At 32.6% G+C, this 17,541-nt stretch carries 19 protein-coding genes and 2 pseudogenes; 5 read left to right on the top strand and 16 right to left on the bottom strand.

Annotated elements, in window-relative coordinates:
* Window positions 1-5: 5 nt before the first annotated feature.
* The 4 genes from ribH to pyrF are packed head-to-tail and all read left to right on the top strand — an operon-like array spanning window position 6 to window position 2,444.
* Window positions 6-476, top strand: coding sequence for a 6,7-dimethyl-8-ribityllumazine synthase (ribH, locus tag ACZ5VL_RS03825; RefSeq protein WP_464200047.1), 471 nt, complete (start codon window positions 6-8; stop codon window positions 474-476).
* A 1-nt stretch (window position 477) separates the two neighbouring features.
* The gene (gene nusB / locus ACZ5VL_RS03820; protein WP_464200046.1) at window positions 478-870 is read left to right on the top strand and encodes a transcription antitermination factor NusB; all 393 of its coding nucleotides are present in this window, start codon (window positions 478-480) and stop codon (window positions 868-870) included.
* Window positions 863-1,786 carry a DMT family transporter gene (locus ACZ5VL_RS03815; RefSeq protein WP_464200045.1) on the top strand — a complete coding sequence of 308 codons (924 nt, stop codon included), beginning with the start codon at window positions 863-865 and terminating at the stop codon, window positions 1,784-1,786. The genes nusB and ACZ5VL_RS03815 overlap by 8 nt, the downstream gene beginning before the upstream one ends.
* On the top strand, window positions 1,764-2,444 hold the full coding sequence (pyrF, locus tag ACZ5VL_RS03810) for an orotidine-5'-phosphate decarboxylase (RefSeq protein WP_464200043.1): 681 nt from the start codon (window positions 1,764-1,766) through the stop codon (window positions 2,442-2,444). The genes ACZ5VL_RS03815 and pyrF overlap by 23 nt, the downstream gene beginning before the upstream one ends.
* A 43-nt stretch (window positions 2,445-2,487) precedes the next feature.
* Here the strand turns inward: pyrF and sdhE are convergent, their stop codons facing one another.
* From sdhE to infA, 12 genes and pseudogenes are all read right to left on the bottom strand, one after another.
* Window positions 2,488-3,336: an 8-methylmenaquinol:fumarate reductase membrane anchor subunit gene (gene sdhE / locus ACZ5VL_RS03805; protein ID WP_464200041.1), complete on the bottom strand. Its 849-nt coding sequence runs from the start codon at window positions 3,334-3,336 to the stop codon at window positions 2,488-2,490.
* Window positions 3,337-3,339: 3 nt separating this feature from the next.
* Complete coding sequence (gene sdhB / locus ACZ5VL_RS03800; protein ID WP_464200040.1) at window positions 3,340-4,299, bottom strand: 8-methylmenaquinol:fumarate reductase iron-sulfur subunit; 960 nt, start codon at window positions 4,297-4,299, stop codon at window positions 3,340-3,342.
* Between the two features lie 2 nt (window positions 4,300-4,301).
* On the bottom strand, window positions 4,302-6,134 hold the full coding sequence (gene sdhA, locus ACZ5VL_RS03795) for an 8-methylmenaquinol:fumarate reductase flavoprotein subunit (RefSeq protein ID WP_464200038.1): 1,833 nt from the start codon (window positions 6,132-6,134) through the stop codon (window positions 4,302-4,304).
* Window positions 6,135-6,435: 301 nt separating this feature from the next.
* Window positions 6,436-6,777 carry a hypothetical protein gene (locus tag ACZ5VL_RS03790; RefSeq protein ID WP_464200036.1) on the bottom strand — a complete coding sequence of 114 codons (342 nt, stop codon included), beginning with the start codon at window positions 6,775-6,777 and terminating at the stop codon, window positions 6,436-6,438.
* A gap of 5 nt (window positions 6,778-6,782) precedes the next feature.
* Window positions 6,783-7,977 (bottom strand): annotated as a pseudogene (locus ACZ5VL_RS03785) (aryl-sulfate sulfotransferase); the annotation flags it as partial.
* Between the two features lie 191 nt (window positions 7,978-8,168).
* On the bottom strand, window positions 8,169-8,525 hold the full coding sequence (gene rplQ, locus ACZ5VL_RS03780) for a 50S ribosomal protein L17 (protein WP_464200034.1): 357 nt from the start codon (window positions 8,523-8,525) through the stop codon (window positions 8,169-8,171).
* A gap of 3 nt (window positions 8,526-8,528) precedes the next feature.
* Window positions 8,529-9,536, bottom strand: a complete 1,008-nt coding sequence (locus tag ACZ5VL_RS03775; protein WP_464200032.1) for a DNA-directed RNA polymerase subunit alpha — start codon at window positions 9,534-9,536, stop codon at window positions 8,529-8,531.
* 15 nt (window positions 9,537-9,551) lie between these two features.
* Window positions 9,552-10,178, bottom strand: a complete 627-nt coding sequence (gene rpsD / locus ACZ5VL_RS03770) for a 30S ribosomal protein S4 (RefSeq protein WP_464200030.1) — start codon at window positions 10,176-10,178, stop codon at window positions 9,552-9,554.
* Between the two features lie 22 nt (window positions 10,179-10,200).
* Window positions 10,201-10,593, bottom strand: a complete 393-nt coding sequence (gene rpsK / locus ACZ5VL_RS03765; protein WP_464200028.1) for a 30S ribosomal protein S11 — start codon at window positions 10,591-10,593, stop codon at window positions 10,201-10,203.
* A 9-nt stretch (window positions 10,594-10,602) separates the two neighbouring features.
* The gene (rpsM, locus tag ACZ5VL_RS03760) at window positions 10,603-10,971 is read right to left on the bottom strand and encodes a 30S ribosomal protein S13 (RefSeq protein ID WP_464200026.1); all 369 of its coding nucleotides are present in this window, start codon (window positions 10,969-10,971) and stop codon (window positions 10,603-10,605) included.
* 3 nt (window positions 10,972-10,974) lie between these two features.
* Window positions 10,975-11,088, bottom strand: a complete 114-nt coding sequence (gene rpmJ / locus ACZ5VL_RS03755) for a 50S ribosomal protein L36 (protein WP_464200024.1) — start codon at window positions 11,086-11,088, stop codon at window positions 10,975-10,977.
* 184 nt (window positions 11,089-11,272) lie between these two features.
* On the bottom strand, window positions 11,273-11,491 hold the full coding sequence (gene infA, locus ACZ5VL_RS03750; protein ID WP_033917121.1) for a translation initiation factor IF-1: 219 nt from the start codon (window positions 11,489-11,491) through the stop codon (window positions 11,273-11,275).
* 210 nt (window positions 11,492-11,701) lie between these two features.
* On the opposite strand from infA, the gene ACZ5VL_RS03745 reads away from it, so the two are divergent.
* Window positions 11,702-12,388 (top strand): DUF305 domain-containing protein, encoded by a 687-nt coding sequence (locus tag ACZ5VL_RS03745; RefSeq protein ID WP_464200020.1) that lies wholly within the window; start codon window positions 11,702-11,704, stop codon window positions 12,386-12,388.
* A 41-nt stretch (window positions 12,389-12,429) separates the two neighbouring features.
* Here the strand turns inward: ACZ5VL_RS03745 and ACZ5VL_RS03740 are convergent.
* The 4 genes and pseudogenes from ACZ5VL_RS03740 to ACZ5VL_RS03725 form a co-directional block, all read right to left on the bottom strand.
* A pseudogene (locus ACZ5VL_RS03740) lies at window positions 12,430-14,949 on the bottom strand (molybdopterin guanine dinucleotide-containing S/N-oxide reductase).
* Between the two features lie 9 nt (window positions 14,950-14,958).
* Window positions 14,959-15,525: a cytochrome C gene (locus ACZ5VL_RS03735; protein ID WP_464200018.1), complete on the bottom strand. Its 567-nt coding sequence runs from the start codon at window positions 15,523-15,525 to the stop codon at window positions 14,959-14,961.
* Between the two features lie 72 nt (window positions 15,526-15,597).
* The gene (locus ACZ5VL_RS03730) at window positions 15,598-16,107 is read right to left on the bottom strand and encodes a metallophosphoesterase family protein (RefSeq protein ID WP_464200016.1); all 510 of its coding nucleotides are present in this window, start codon (window positions 16,105-16,107) and stop codon (window positions 15,598-15,600) included.
* Window positions 16,108-16,170: 63 nt separating this feature from the next.
* Window positions 16,171-17,508: a class II 3-deoxy-7-phosphoheptulonate synthase gene (locus tag ACZ5VL_RS03725; RefSeq protein ID WP_464200014.1), complete on the bottom strand. Its 1,338-nt coding sequence runs from the start codon at window positions 17,506-17,508 to the stop codon at window positions 16,171-16,173.
* Between the last annotated feature and the right edge of the window lie 33 nt (window positions 17,509-17,541).

Genomic DNA, 17,541 nt, shown 5'->3' with positions numbered 1-17,541 from the left:
AAAAAATGAAAATTATAGAAGGGGATTTGCATCTAAGAGATAATGAAAAAGTTGCTATCATAAACTCAAGATTTAATCACATAGTAACAGATAGACTAGTTGAAGGTGCAAAAGATGCATTTTTAAGACATGGCGGAAAAGAAGAAAACTTAAGTCTTATCTTAGTTCCAGGTGCATTTGAAATACCAATGATTCTTGATAAAATTCTTCAAAACGATAAATTTGATGGGGTTTGTTGCGTTGGTGCAGTAATCCGTGGCTCCACTCCCCATTTTGACTATGTAAGTGCTGAGACAACAAAAGGTATAGCAAACATCACTTTAAAATACGGCAAACCAGTAACATTTGGCGTTTTAACAACTGACACCATAGAACAAGCCATAGAAAGAGCTGGAAGCAAAGCTGGAAATAAGGGCTTTGAAGCAATGACTGGCGTGATAGAACTAATTAATCTTTATAAAAATTTTAAGGCTTAAAATGGCTACAAGACATCAAGTTAGACAAGCTGTTATATCGCTGCTATACGCTAAAGAAATGGGCAGTGAGATGAAAGAATTTACAGATGAGTTTTTGAAAGAAAAAAAGATAAGAAATGATCAAAAAAAGTTCACTCAAAGCTTATTTTTAGGCATAAACGAACATTTAAATGAAATTGATGAGAAATTAGATGAGCTTTTAAAAGAAAGAGATATTTCTCAAATAGGTATTATTGAAAGGGCTATTTTAAGACTTGGAGCTTATGAAATTTTATTTACCGATACAGATAGTGCTGTTATCATAAATGAAGGAATAGAACTTGCAAAAGAGATGGGAAGCGATTCGGCTCCAAAATTTGTAAACGCTGTTTTAGATGCCATAAAAAATGCCTAAAAAGCTTTTTTTACCGTATTTAAGTATAATTTTTGCAAACTTAACCATAGGATTAAGCTATTTTTTTACCATAATCTCCTTAAGACATGCCACACCTTTTGAAGGTTTGGCATATAGATTTTTTTTTGCTTTTTGTTTTGTAATAATTCTAAGAATATTAAAAATTATAAATTTTAGCATCGCATTAAAAGATATTGTACAAATTTTACCTATTGCTATTTTATATCCATGTATGTTTTTTGCTTTTCAAGCATTTGGACTTGAAAATATATCATCAGTAGAAGCTAGTGTGATAATGTCTTTAACGCCTATTTTTACTCTTGTTTTTTCTGAAATATTCTTAAATGAAAAAACTACAATATCGCAAAAATTACTAATATTGATAAGTGTAATAACCATAGTTTGTGTTTTAATTCTAGACTTTTTAAAAAGTGATGGAAATTTCAAATTTAGTCCCTTGGGTATAACTTTGATACTAATATCTGCACTCTCAAATAGCGCTTATGTAGTACTTCTAAAAAGCTATGGGTCTAAATTTGAACCAACTAAGATAGTTTTTTTGATAAGTATTGTAGGTGTTGTAGTATTTTTACCACTTGGTATACTTTTTACAAAGAACATATCTTCATTTTTCCATCTTATTTTAAATTTAGAGTTTGTATTTAGTAACCTTTTTCTATCAATTTTTACAAATTTTATGACAATAATTTTGTTCGCCTATTCACTTAGATACATACAAGCTTTCAAAATAGGCATTTTTGCTAATCTTTCAACTATAGTTGCTTTATTTGTTGGAGTTTTATTTTTAGATGAAAATTTAAGATTTTACTACATTATAGCTACTATTATAATTATATTTTGCGTTACAAAATTAAATTTAACAAAGGAAAAAAATGAAACTTTGCATTGCTCTTGATATGGAGCGACTTGAGGATAATATATTTTTAACAAAGGAGTTAAAAGAACTTGATATTTGGCTAAAAGTTGGACTTAGGAGTTATCTAAGAGACGGTATTAAAATCATAGATGAGATAAAAAACATTAGTGATTTTAAGATTTTTTTAGACCTAAAACTTTATGACATACCAAACACCATGGCTGATGCCGCTGAAGTGATAGCAAAAAGCGGTGCGGATATGATAAATCTTCATGCAAGTGCTGGTTTGAGAGCTATGGAAACAGTTATGGAAAGGCTATCACATCTTAAAGCTCGCCCACTTGTTTTAGCTGTTTCTGCACTAACTAGCTTTAGCGAGAGTGAATTTAGCGAAATTTATAACGACAACATACAAAACTCCGTTATCAAATTTTCAAAAACTGCACAAAAAGCTGGACTTGATGGAATGGTAAGTTCAGTTTTTGAAAGCAAAATCATAAAAGAAAATACAGATAATAAATTCATAACTTTAACACCAGGAATTCGCCCTTTTGGCGAATATAGTGGGGATCAACAAAGAGTAGCAAACCTCCAAACCGCAAAAGAGATGAAAAGTGATTTTATCGTTGTTGGCAGACCGATTTATGAAGCAAAAAATCCAAGAGAAATTGTGGAGAAAATTTTAAAAGAAATTTAGAAGTAGTTTCGCAATGGCAAAACTACCATTGCGAAATTTTAGCTTAAGCTAATTTCATAGCATCTATGATGTTATGTTGTAGGCCTAATTTTTCTTTTGAAAGTCCAAGAGCTAGTCCAACAAGCTGTGAAAGATGTATTACCGGAACTCTAGCTTTAGAGTTTGTAAATTCTTGCGCACCATCTTGAAAAATATCAAGTTGCATTTGACAAAGCGGACAAGGCGTAACAATACAGTCAGCCTTATTTGAATCAGCATTGTTTACAATTCCGCTTGTCATTTTCTTAACTGAATTTTCAGCTGGATAACAAGCATGGAAACCACAGCAATCAAGCCTTTTTTCAAATGGCACTACAGTTGCACCAAGTGCAGCCGCAACAGCTTCAAAGCTTTTTGGATTTACTGAGCTTTCTTTACCAAGAATTTTTTCTGGTCTTAGACTATGACATCCATAAAATAGTGCTACTTTTAAATTTGAAAGAGGTTTAACTACTTTTGATTTTAACAAATCCAAATTTTCAGCAAGTACCCAAAGCAAGCTTGTAACTTCGCTTGTACCTTGATAGCTCATATTTCCAGTCCCTAAGTATTTGTTTATTTCTTCTTTTTTACCACCATCAAGCATTTGTTTTGCTCTATTTAGTACTAAAAAACAGGTACTACAAGTTGTTAAAAGTGGCATATTCATCTTTTCAGCAAGAGCTAAATTCCTAGCATTTGCAACAAGAGTAGCTTTTGGATCAACATTTTGTGCTTGAGAAGCACCACAACAGCTCCAACCTTCTATCTCATTAAGTTTTATACCCAAAACTGGTGCTATTGCTTCTATTGACATTTTTGATTCTTTTGCGGCTTGAGAAAGCACACATCCAGGGAAAAATGCAAATTCCATATTTTACTCCTTGCTTGCAGCTTTTGCTGCTTTTATCATTTTTTGCAAATCCTCATGACCTTTTATCTTATCTTCACCAAATATAGCCATTGGATTCATTTTACCTGCACGTATTAGATTTACCGCCATGCCAATTCTTGCAACAGAGCCAACTCCTTCTGTTCTAAGTCCAAGATATATCTCGTTTAATCTACCACTTCCTTCTACAAGGTCAGTGTAAAATGCTTTTGCGTGAGCTGGTCCTTCGCCTGAATTTAGACCTTTGTTTAGCGCCATTACACTAAGATGTGAAATATCATCAGCTGAGCTTATACCTTTTGGACAGCGATCTGCACACTCTTGACAATGCACACAGTTCCACAAGCCACCACTTACAGAAGGTTTTACATGTATCATAGGATCTTTGCTTCTTGAGTCATTTGCCGCACGCCAAGCGTGTGTAAATACAAATGGCTCCATATAATCACTTCTATCTGCGCTTAGTTTATTACACTCAGATGCACAACATCCGCACAAAATACAATCCCATTGTTTTAGCACTTTTTCGCTATCTTCTTCACTTTGGATACAGCCTTTTTCCTTAGAAAACTCATCTTTTGGTGTGATAGTTGGTTTTATCTTTCTTAAATTTTCTATTGATGGCTCCCAATCAACAACCAAATCACTTATAACTTTGAAATTTGCAAGAGGTGAGATATGTAAAGTATCGGGATTATCATATGTCTCTAGCAAATCTTTCATCTTTGTATCACAGGCTAGCACAGCATGTCCGTTTACCCTAACACCACAGGCACCACATATCGCAGCTCTACAAGCAGCAGTGAAATTTAAAGTGATATCTTTTGTCTCTTTTATGTGTATAAAAACAGAAAGTAGCGTTTTACCAGCTATCTCATCACTAGTTAATTCATAAGTTTGGGTATAAGATTTTTTCCCATCAAAACGATCTATTATTATCTTCATAGTTATTTTCCTTCTTTGATTGGAAATTTAGTTATACTAACATCTCTCCATGCTAGTTTCATCTCGCCATTTTCAAGTGTCACAAGGCTATGTTTTAAAAAATTTACATCATCTCTTTTTGGATAATCCTCCCTTGTATGAGCTCCACGAGATTCTTTACGATTTATCGCTGCAAAACATACAGCGCGAGAGAGCAAAAGTAAGTTTCCAATCTCGATATAATCGGTTATAGCTGTATTATAAACTGGATTTGTGTTTTGGATGTGAATGGCATCATATCTTTTTTGAAGCTCATCAATTTTATTATATAAGCTCTCAAGTTTATCGCCTGTTCTATAAATTCCCATATTATTCCAGTTTTGTTTGCCAAGTTCTTCTCTTATGTCATATAGCTCATTTGGAGAACCCTCGCCATTTGCAACGCTTTTTATTTTTTCACGCCATTTTTTAGCTATTTCTGCAAGCAATCCACTATCTGCAAATTTAGCTTCACTTGCGTATTTCGCTGCACCAACTCCTGAAAGTTTGCCAGTTACAACAGCGTCAGCTAAAGAGTTTCCACCAAGTCTGTTTGCACCATGAATTGATACGCAAGATGCTTCACCTGCTGAAAATACTCCAGAGATAGTTGTAGCCATATCATCTAAACTTTTAACATCAACACCGCCCATAGAGTAATGAGCAGTTGGTCTTATGCCTATAGGACTATCTGTAAGATCTAGATCTTCAAATAAAAGTCCAGTATGTCTTATCTGAGGAAGTTTTTTAATGATTTTATCTTTTCCAAGATGTCTCACGTCTAGTAAAACATGGGCTTCTATACCCTCTCCATAACCTCTTCCTTCTCTAATCTCTGTTTCTATAGCACGAGCAACTATATCACGAGCAGCTAGCTCCATCTTTTCTTTTGCATAATTTGCCATGAAGCGCTCACCTTTGTTGTTGATAAGGTATCCACCCTCGCCACGAGCCGCTTCTGTTATGAGTGTTCCGCCATGCACAACACCAGTTGGGTGAAACTGTACCATTTCTGCATCTTTAAATGCAATTCCAGCTCTTAGAGCTGCTGCAACACCATCGCCTGTTGTTGAGTATGGGTTTGAAGTTCTATTCCAAAATATACGAGCATAACCACCAGTTGCTATAACTATTGATTTTGCAAGTATAGGCGTAATATCTCCAGTTCTTATATCTCTAAGAACTACACCCTCAGCTTTTCCATCTTTTGTAGCAATATCTAAAAGCTCTTGATCCATCAAAAACTTAACACCATTTGTTATCGCATCATCTAAACATGTATGCATAACTATATGGCCGGTTTTATCGGCTGAATAGTTACATCTTTTTTTAGATGCGCCACCCATCATTCTTCTAGTAACTTTACCATCTTTTCCTCTTGAAAACGGCATTCCAAGATAATCAAGCTCATGTATAGCTTTTCCAGCTAATTCGCAAAATTTCATTGCACTATCTTGATCTACTAGATACGCACCACCTTTTATAGTATCAAAAGTATGAAGTTCATAAGAATCACCATCACTTGTATCAGTAACACCATTTATTCCACCTTCTGCCATAGAAGTTGCATTTCTTGATGGCATCGATTTTGTAACAACAATAACACTTAAATTTGGATTTTGCGCCTTAGCAGCAACTGCCGCCCTTAATCCTGAAGCGCCGGAACCCACAACAATAACATCGCAAGATGGAAGTGAGCTATTTTTTTGCTCCGCATTAGCTCCTAAAACATTTGTAGGAACACTTACAAGACTAAGCGCACTTACGCCTATACAGGCTGTTTGCAAAAATTCCCTTCTTGTGAAATTTTCTTTCATCTAAATTCTCCTAAAAATTTATATAAGAAAACATAATTTAATGTAGAAACCTACATAAAGCCGGTCATAATTTATAAATTTAAAGCCATTTGATGAAATTTCTGAAAATATGCTTATATTTATAAATTATTATTATTTTTAAGAATATTAACATTATTTTATTGAAAAATATTTTAAAAGCTTAGTTGTAAATTAATTTTATAGTTAGTTTTTCTTAATAAGGCTATTGTGATATTTCATGAAATTTATAAAATACTTTAAGATATATTATAAGAATATAAAAACAAAAGAATATATTTATTTATCTATTTTTAGATAAAACATAGCCACTACCAGAAACATTTGTTAAATTTATATCGTTTAATTGCTTTTTAATCCTCATTATAACTGTATGTATAGCACCTATATTTACACTATTACCATCATAAGCATAATCTTCTATCATCTCATAAGTAACTATATTTTCCATATTAAAGCAAAGTAACCAAAATATGGCATTTTCGAGCTTTGAGAGATAAATTTCTTTTTCATTTTTATATATTTTTTCTTTACTTATATTTATAACTATATCATTATTTAAATTTACGATTTTTTCTTCTGTTTTAAAAAGCGCCATAACTACTGCTGTTTGTAAACTATCCATCATTAAATAATAATTGAGTCATCTTCAGTATCATGATCAACGCTGTTTACGTGTGCCCAGTTTCTACAAGGTCCAGAGCCAACAATATCACCAAATTTATCGTTTGTATCAAACGATGCAAGCTCATCTACGCTAGCTGTATGTCCTGCTTTGCTTGCATCTATGTTTAGACAAACCGCACCTTGGTCAAGAACTTTTAAAACATTATCTCTGTAAGGATCAAGAATTTCATATAATTTCCAATCATCAACAACTTGACCATTTTGATCAACTTCAACAATAACATCTCTAACTGTTCTTATATTTTTGCCATCATGGCATTTCAAGTTAGCATTTTCGACTCTTAAAAGTAGTGACCATTTGGGCTATCATCCATTGAGTGAGAGAAATCAATATATCCAGCCGGAATTTCTCTATTCCAAATTTCTCTACCCATAATGTCATATTTTACATATCTTTATCCATAACCCCAAGTTATATCACCATCATCATTTTGTTTAAATCCCATCATAACGCCAGCATAGAAATGTAATTTAAGATTATAAATTTTGCTTGGCTCTAAATACCATCTAACATCACCTTTTGTATCAAGGATGAAAATTTGTGGACTATAATTCCATTCAAGTGCACCACCCATTAGGTTATTCCATACAACTTTAGTACCTTTGCCTGTTTTGTTTTGGAAGTTATTTACAAAATAAAGTCTATCTTTAAATTTATCAGTTGCAGCTTTTTTAATTTCTATTTTGTCAAATAAAACACCTTTTTGACCTTTATGTCCCGAAGGATCTAGCGAAAGTGGAGCTGCGTAAATTTCATAAGTTTCTTTTACTTTTTCATCTTGGCCTTTGTAAGTTTTAGTGTATTCTACTTCTACCTTATTTACATAATCTGGATATAAACCAAATACTGGAATACCGCCATGAGTTTTTAATTCACCATCAGCGACTTTATATTGTATTTCTTGACCATTTGTTTTAGGAACAATCGTAACTTTTGCATCTTTTAGATTATAACCACCATTTTTAATAACAGCTGTTAATGGAGCGATATCATAAGGATTTATAACTAATTCTCCTATTTTTCCTTGAACTGCATAGTCGATTTTGATCCACTAGAGCCACCAATTGCTAACAAAGAAGTTGTGCTTACTGTTAGTAGTATACTGACTACAAGTGCAGAATTAAGTATTTTTTTCATTAACACTCCTTTTGTAATTTTGTATATATGCTGTTATTATATTGATTAATCTAACAAAAAAATATCAATAAAATTAAATTTTACTTAAAAATATAAATTTACTATAAAGATTTTTATTATAAAATGCGTAAAGTTAGATATAAATTAAAAAAAATAATTTGGAGAAAAAAGTGCCATAAGGCACTTTTATTTTATTCGTTAATTAGCTCAATATAAGCAAGTTGTGCAGCGTCACCTCTTCTTAAACGAGTTTTAACAACTCTTGTGTAACCACCTGCTCTATTTTTATATTTTGGAGCTATTTCACTAACAAGTTTTTTTGTAGCTATTTTATCTTGCAATGCAGCAAAAACGGCACGATCTGAATTGAAATCACCTTTTCTTGCTCTTGTTATTAATTTTTCTATATAGCTTTTTAATTCCATAGCTTTTGGAAGAGTAGTCTCTATTTTTTCGCAATTAACGATAGCAATTGCTAGGTTTTTTAAAGTTGCTTTTCTGTGAGACGATGTTCTTCCAAGCTTTCTATAACCATGTTTATGTCTCATGTATTATCCTTCTTTTTTCTTTAAATCTTGAATTTTTTTCTTAAGTTGCTCTTTACTGTCATCAAGAACATTGCTGCCTATTTCATAGCCTATTTCAGCCATAATAGCTTTAATCTCTTCAAGTGACTTTTTGCCTAAATTTTTAAGATTTTTAAGTTCATCTTCATCCATTAAAGCAAGTTCACCAATGAATTTTATCTCTGCTCTTTCTAAGCAATTTGAACTTCTAGCACTTAAATTTAAGCTCTCAATACCCTCAAAAAGTTTTGAATGTTCTGAAGCATAAGATATTCCACCGCCTACTTCTGAGATATCTAAATCTAAAACTTTATTAAATATAGACATTTGTTTATACATAGCTTCTAGTGAATTTTTAAAGGCTTCTATTGGGGTTACTTGACCATCTGTTGTAACCGTCAAAATAATCTTTTCAAAATCATGATTATCTTCAACAAGAACATTTTCTATATCATAAACTGCTTTTTTTACAGGTGTAAAGAAAGCATCTACTGCTATATAGTCAGCTACCATATCCGCTCTTATAAGTTCACTTGGAACATAACCTATGCCTTTTTCTACAATAACGCTAAATTTAAGTTCAGCATCTTCATTAATTGTAGCTAGATACTCATCTTGATTTACAATCTCAACCTCATTGTTACTTAAATCAGATCCTAAAATTTCTTTTGGACCGTTAAAGGAATACTCAACTACAACTCTTTGGGCATCACTTTTGATTTTGAAACGCAAATTTTTAAGATTGATAATAAAATGAGCAACATCTTCAAGCATACCACGCATACTATCAAACTCGTGCGTTACACCCTCTATCTTGATTCCAGTTGGCGCATAACCAACTGTGCTTGTAAATAGTAATCTTCTTAATGGATGTGCTAAAGTTACTGCGTAACCTTTCTCAAAAGGATAGGCAATAATCTTTGCAACATTCTCACTTACATTTGCAACCTCGATCTCTGTTGGCATATAAGCTGAAGTGGTAATTTTTCTCATAAATTTACCTCACTATTATTTAGAGTAAAGCTCTACTATAAATCTTTCCTCAACAGGAATAACTATCTCTTCTCTTTCTGGAATTCTAGTAAAAATACCATATTTTTTATCTTTTTCAACATCAACCCAAGCAACTATACCAGTTTGATTTGTAAGCTCAACCGCTCTAGTAACTTGTGTATTATTTTTAGTTTTTTCTGCAATTTCGATTTTCTGACCAGGCAATACTCTATAAGATGGTATATCTAATCTTTTACCATCTACTAAAATATGACCATGAGTTACAAGTTGTCTTGCAAAACTTCTAGTTGTTGCAAAGCCCATTCTATAAACTACATTATCTAGTCTTTGCTCTAAAAGTTGAAGTAATAACTCACCGGTATTTCCTTCTCTTCTAGCCGCTTCTTTAAACAAACCTCTAAATTGTTTCTCACTAATGCCATACATGAATTTAGCTTTTTGTTTTTCTTTAAGTTGAAGACCATATTCACTAACTTTTGCTCTTCTTTGTCCGTGTTGTCCTGGAGCGTAAGGTCTTTTTTCCAAAGCGCTTTTTCCAGCAAGCCTTCTCTCACCCTTCATAGATAGGCTTGCACCTAATCTTCTTTCTAATTTTTCAACAGGTCCTGTATATCTTGACATAATAATTCTCCTAGTTATTTAATTACACACGGCGGCGTTTTGGTGGTCTACAACCATTATGAGGAAGCGGAGTAATATCTTTTAAAAATGCTACTTTGATCCCCTCTATCGCACCAACGCTTTTTACAGCTGTTTCTCGCCCACTGCCAGGTCCTTGAACTTTTATCCCAACTTCTTTGATACCATGTTCTTTTGCTTTTCCCATAGCATCTTCAACTGCTTGTTGCGCAGCATAAGGAGTTGATTTTTTACTACCTTTAAAACCTAAACCACCAGCACTACTCCATGCTATAGCATTTCCCATCTCATCAGTTACTGTTACCATTGTATTATTAAAAGTTGCAGAAATATAAACTATACCTTTAGCAATATTTTTCTTTGCAACTTTTTTCTTAATTACTTTTTGTTTTGCCATATTTTATCCTTATTTAGCTGCTGCACCGACGGTTTTACGCTTACCTTTTCTGGTTCTAGCGTTTGTCTTAGTTTTTTGACCACGAACAGGAAGTCCTTTTCTATGTCTTAAACCTCTATAATTACCTAAATCCATCAAAGCTTTGATATCCATTGCTACGCTTTTTCTAAGATCACCCTCAACCATATAGTTTTCTTGGATCTCTTTTCTTATAGCAGCAGCTTCATCTTCGCTCAAATCAGCAACTCTTTTATCATAAGAAATTCCAACTGCATCAAGAATTTTTCTTGATGAAAAAAGACCTATACCATATATATAGGTTAGCCCATATTCAACCCTTTTTTTCTTTGGTAAATCTACACCTGCTATACGAGCCATCTTTTATCCTTGTCTTTGCTTATGTTTTGGATTTTCACAAATTACACGAACAACGCCTTTGCGTTTGATGATCTTGCATTTGTCACACATCTTCTTTACAGAAGGACGAACTTTCATATTAGTCTCCTAAAAAATATTCCACTTTTACTTATGCAAACTGCACTTAGGTTTAATGAAATTTCTGAAAATTATCAAAAGAAAGTATCAAACCAACTGTTTTCAAAATAGTGGTGATTTTGAAAACACTTCTTCCTACAGCTTTGTTGCAGAAACTGTAATTATATCTAAAATTCCTTTATTTTTACTTATATCTATAAGTTATACGGCCTTTATCAAGGCTATAAGGGGTAAGTTCAACTTTCACTCTATCACCAGGCATTATCTTGATATAATGCATTCTCATTTTGCCAGCTATATGGCATAAAATCACATGCTTATTATCTAGCTCAACTTTGAAAGTTGCATTTGGTAACGCTTCTACAATGTTACCATCTATTTCTATGACATCATCTTTAGCCATTATTCTCCTTTCTAAAATTTTCATTGCAAACTGCTATTTTACAAAATTTAACATTTAAATTTACTTAAATTAAATTTAAAATAAGCTAGATTTTAGGTTATGTTTTATTCGCTATTTATATTTTGGTAAATTTTAGTAAATAAAGAATTATGAAAATATTTATCATTTTAATTTAAAATTTTGCCATATCTTAATAATTAAGGAAGAAATATGAAAACAAAGCTATTAATTTTAAGTTTATCGACTGCACTTGCATTAAATGCTGCGGATTCAGACACCAATATAAGTCAAACACTAGACAATATAAATAATAGTGTTAAAACAAAATTTAACGATATGAAAGAACATGCCAAAGGAATGTTTGCTAGCTCATCTGATGAAATTAAATCAGAAATGCACAAAGAAATGAAAGATAAAGGTATGCAATTTGACAAAAAAGTTGAAAATGATTATCTAACAAACATGATACCTCATCATCAAGGTGCAATTGATTCATCAAAAAGCTTACTTAAATATTCAAAAGATGATCATGTAAGAAAAATAGCACAAAACATAATTGATCATCAAGAAAAAGAAATAAAAGAATTTAAAGAAATACTTGATGATAAAAACTTTAAAACAACAAAATTATCAGAGCAAGAATATTCTAATTTTGTTAAAGAACAAAAACAAACAATGGAAATCATGATGAAAAACATGATGTCTGTAAAAAATAGTGGAAATGTAGATAAAGACTACCTAGAAGCTATGATACCTCATCATCAAGGTGCAATTGATTCATCAAAAAGCTTACTTAAATATTCAAAAGATGATCATGTAAGAAAAATAGCACAAAACATAATTGATCATCAAGAAAAAGAAATAAAAGAATTTAAAGAAATTCTAAAATCTAAATAAAACAGTAAATCTACCAAATTAAATTTGGTAGATTTATATATTTAAGCTCCTTTTGGAGCTTCAAATGCTGTAAGCCTAGGAGCTTTCCCTTCATATTTTTTTATATTTACAAGGGCAGTATGTGAAATATTTCCATTTGCAAGTTTTGAAGTAGGAATATCTATAGTTAAAACATTAGCGCAACCATTCTTACAAATGCTTTTATCTTTTTTAGAATCTTCCGGATCATACCAAGCGCCCTCTCTTAAGACAACAACATCTTTTTTAATTCCAGCATCCACAACCACGCCAGCTAAAACTTCGCCTCTTTTGTTAAATACTCTAACTAAATCACCATTTTTTATACCAAGCTCTTTAGCATTATCTGGATTTATGCGGATTGGTTCTCTATTTGCAACCGCATATGTATCTCTTAATTTTGTTTGAGATAACTGCGAGTGAAGTCTTCCATCTGGATGAACGCTCAACATATGAAATTTAGCTGGTTTTTTTGCCATTCCAAGCCATTCTATTGGCTCAAACCAAGTTGGATGAGCTTTACAATCATCATAGTCCATTTTTTCTATTTTCTCAGAATAAATTTCTATAAGTCCACTTGGTGTTCCAAGAGCATTTAATATAGGATCTTCTCTAAATTCGGCAAATCTAACCCAAGAATCACTTTCCATTGTAGAGTTAAATTTAATCGGCTCGTTGCTTTCCCACCATGTTTGAAAATCTTTCATCTCAACACCAAGATCATGTATAGCATCAACTTGTTTTTTTGCACCTTCATAATACTGTTTTATGAAATCAAATTCATCTTTGCCACCATCTGTATAAATCTCAACTAAACCATCTGCATAAGCTTTACATAAGTCGCTAAAAATTTGATAATCATCTTTTGATTCTTCAACTTTTTCAACGATTTGTTTCATTGGAGCTATATACATATTTGAATAATCCCCTACCATAGTAATATCATTTCTTTCATAAGAAGTTGTTGCAGGGAATACGATATCTGCCATTTTTGCAGTTGGAGTCCAGTATGGCTCATTTACAACAATAGTTCTTGGTTTTCTAAACGCTTTTACTAAAGTATTTGTATCTTGATGGTGTGAAAATGGATTCCCCCCAACCCAATAAACAAAATCGATATCTGGGTATGTTATTTTATTGCCATTATGATCAATAACTTTTCCTGGGTTTAAAAGCGCATCAGCTATTCTTGCAACAGGAAAAGCATAGTTTGTAGCTTTTTGCAACCAACTTTGACCGGTACCATTTGCTTTAGTCTGAGCATCTTGTAGTCCTAAAAATTTACCATTTTAATCAAAATTTCCTATACTACCTGAGTTCATGCCACTTACTATACCACCTTTTGCCGTAGGCGTACCGCCCCCACTATAGTGATAGCTTAATCCAAATCCACCGCCTGGAGTTCCTATTTGGCCTATCATACTAGCTAATGTAACAAGAGCCCAGTGCGGTTGCTCGCCATGATGTGATCTTTGCATACCCCAACCACTCATTAACATTGTTGTTTTTGATTTAAAAAGCTCTGCAAGATTTGTTATAGTATTTGCCTCAATTCCACAAATTTTACTAGCCCATTTTGCATCTTTTACAATACCATCACTCTTACCAAGTAAATAAGGAAGGAATTTATCAAAACCAACTGTATAATTTTCTATAAAATCTTTATCATAGTTATTGGTAGCATAAAGATGATGCATCATACCTAGCATCATAGCTGTATCTGTATTTGGAATAGGTGCTATAAATTTAGCTTTTCCTTTAAAAAACTCTCCAGTTTCACTTACTATAGGATCGATGATAATAATTTCTTTATCACTATCTCTTAATTCTTGTAAATACTTTTGAGCATTTTCTTCATTTGCAGTCCATGAAATTTTAAGTGTTGAGTATGGATTCATACCCCACAAAACTACAACTTTAGAATGTTCTAAAACAACTGGCCAACTAGTTTGTTGTTCATAAACTTCTATACTTCCTACAACATGAGGCATTATAATTTGACTTGCTCCTGTTGAATAATCGCCCAAACCTCCTACAAAACCACCACTCATATTCATAAATCTATGAAGCAAAATTCTTGAATTATGTACATTTCCGCTACTTTTCCAGCCATAACTTCCGGCAAAAACAGATTGATTTCCTTTTACTTTTCTAGTTTTTTTAAGCTCTTTTGCAACTAGTTTTATAGCATCCTCATACTTAACTTTTACGAACTCTTCAGCTCCTCTAAGCTCTGGTTTTGGGCTATCTGGATTTGCAAGATAACTTTTTCTTACATAAACATGTTTTACGCGAGAATTCTCAACCAAATCTTTTGTGTAATTTTGAAGTGGATTTGGATATGGGCTTACATTTAAAGCTGATTTTGAACTTACTACTTTTCCATTTTTTATCTCAACTTCCAAAATACCCCAGTGAGCTGCGGTTTTAACTTTGCCAGTTTTTACCAAAGTTTTATTTAAATCTTTACCAAAAATAAAACTTGGTGCCATGCTTGCTCCACTAAGAGCCGCGCTAAATTTTAAAAAATTTCTTCTTTCCATATTCTCTCCTTATTTCTTAGTGGTATGCTTTTGAAGATACTGTATAACTAACCAATGATCATCCTTTTCTATTGGTGTTCTACTTGCCATAGATCTAAATAAAGATGGCCATTGATTTGCATTGTATTGATTTACATCATGAAGAGCATGACACATAGAACAGTTATTCTTATAAAGACTAGAAGCTTTTTCAAACATAGGATCAACCTCTTTAACAAAATCACCATTAGTTGTATAAGCCACAGCACTTACTTCATTCCAAGCACCATTTTGACCCTCTTTAACCACTTTGATATCTGGTTTAGCTGTTTTTGCAAAAGCAAGAGCCAAAATTCGCACACCATCTTTATAATAAATAATGTTTGGACTGGTTGGATTTTGAAAACCTTTTATCTCAAATTTAGCAAGCTTACCGCTATCGTCTAAAATCTCAATAGCATTTGTTGGCAAAAGCCTTCCTGCTACTTTCGTATCATTTGGCAAAAGATAAACGGATTTAACCTTAGTTGAATATACAACATCTTTTGCAAACAAGCTAGTTGCTAGCACGGCTAATGTAAGTAAAACTCTTTTCACTAATCCTCCTTAATAAAATTTATTAAAGTCTATTCTAGCATAATTTTAAATTATTATTTTTTTATATAATTATTATAAGTTAATGTCATAAGCTTGTAAAGAAGAATTTAAAACCTCAACACCCAAAAACTTTTCGTATCTCTCTTTTGGATGATGTATATGCCCACAAAGTATAAACTTAGGTTTTATTATGCCATCACCCAAAGCATTTGTTAAATACTTATCGCCTAAATCTTTAGATGTTAAAACATCATAAGCGCACAGTGAGCCAAATGGCGGGACATGAGTAACTAAAACATCACATTTTTTAAATTTAGAAAAATCCTCGCAACCAAATGGAACACACCCAAATTTAAGCTTTTTAAAATCTTTTATATCGTTGCAATGGACTCTTTTTATATCTTTTATCCATTTAGCATCCAAATCATGATTACCACCGCAAACCAAAATGGGTTTTTTTAATTCTTTGAAAAACTTTTTAAAAGATTTTATTTGTGTATCTATAGGAACAATACATGGTTCTTCAAGCAAATCTCCACTTATGCACAAAACATCATACTTTATATCAAGTATCTTTTTCATCAAAAAACTATTACAATGAATATCACTTGCGTGTAGCACAACCATATTAATTTCTTTTAGATATTATCCTTTAAGCTTATCAGCTATCAAAAATGCTAACTCTAGGGCTTGGTTTGCATTTAGCCTTGGATCACACTGGGTTTCATATCTACTAACCAACTCATCTTGTGTTAGTTTAAATGTTCCACCAGTACACTCTGTGACATCTTGCCCTGTCATTTCTAGATGAATACCGCCTGGATTTATACCCTCGCTTTTGGATATTTCAAAAAATGATTTTACTTCACTTAAAACTTTATCAAATTCTCTTGTCTTATAGTTATTTGTAGTTTTAACAGTATTTCCGTGCATTGGATCAATGCTAAAAATTATATTTCTTTTTTCTTTAGCAATGTTTTTTAATATTTTTGGCAAATTATCATTTATCTTATCAGCCCCCATTCTGATGATAACATTAAATTTACCACTCTCATTGTCGGGATTTAAGGCATCACTTAGCCTTAAGATATCATCACTGCTTCCGCTTGGTCCTATTTTTACGCCAACTGGGTTTTTCACGCCACTTAAAAAGTGAACATGTGCATCATCTACACCGCGTGTTCTTTCACCTATCCAAAGCATATGCGCTGAACAGTCATAAATATCTCCAGTTAAGCTATCAACTCTTGTAAGTGCTTCTTCATAAGGAAGCAACAAAGCTTCATGCGAAGTATAAAGTATGGTTTCATGTATAGCTGGTGTGTTTTTTGAATTTATACCGCATGATTCCATAAATTTAAGCGTTTGCGATATGTTTTCACATAAATCGTGATATTTTTTATCGAGATCTGTTTTAGCAATGAATCCAACATTCCATTTTTGTATCTCATGCAAGTCGGCCAAACCACCACGTGAAAATGCTCTAAGCAAGTTTAGAGTTGCTGCGCTTTGATTATACGCCTCTATCATTCTGTTTGGATCTGCTACTCTTGAACTTTCATCAAACTCAAAGCCATTTATGATATCACCCCTATAACTTGGGAGTTTTATACCATTTTGTTCTTCAAAATCACTGCTTCTTGGCTTTGCAAACTGTCCTGCAACACGACCAATTTTAACTATAGGCTTACTACCGCCATAAGTAAGAACTATAGCCATTTGCAATAAAACTTTAAACATATCTCTTATATTTACAGCACTAAAATTTGAAAAACTCTCAGCGCAATCACCACCTTGAAGCAAGAAGGCTTTTCCGTCATTTACATCTTTTAAACTATCTTTTAAATTTCTAACTTCACCTGCAAAGATAAGTGGAGGAAGTGCTCTTAATTTTTTTTGAGCTTTTTGTAATTCATCTAAATTATGATATTGTGGTTGTTGAAGTACCTTAAAATTTCTCCAACTATCCATCGTCCATTGCATAAGTATCCTTTAAGACATAGTTGTTTATTATAC

The organism is Campylobacter sp. GTC17093 (assembly GCF_055397635.1).
The sequence above is the reverse complement of the archived record's forward strand: the minus strand, read 5'-3'. Positions and strand labels throughout refer to the sequence as shown.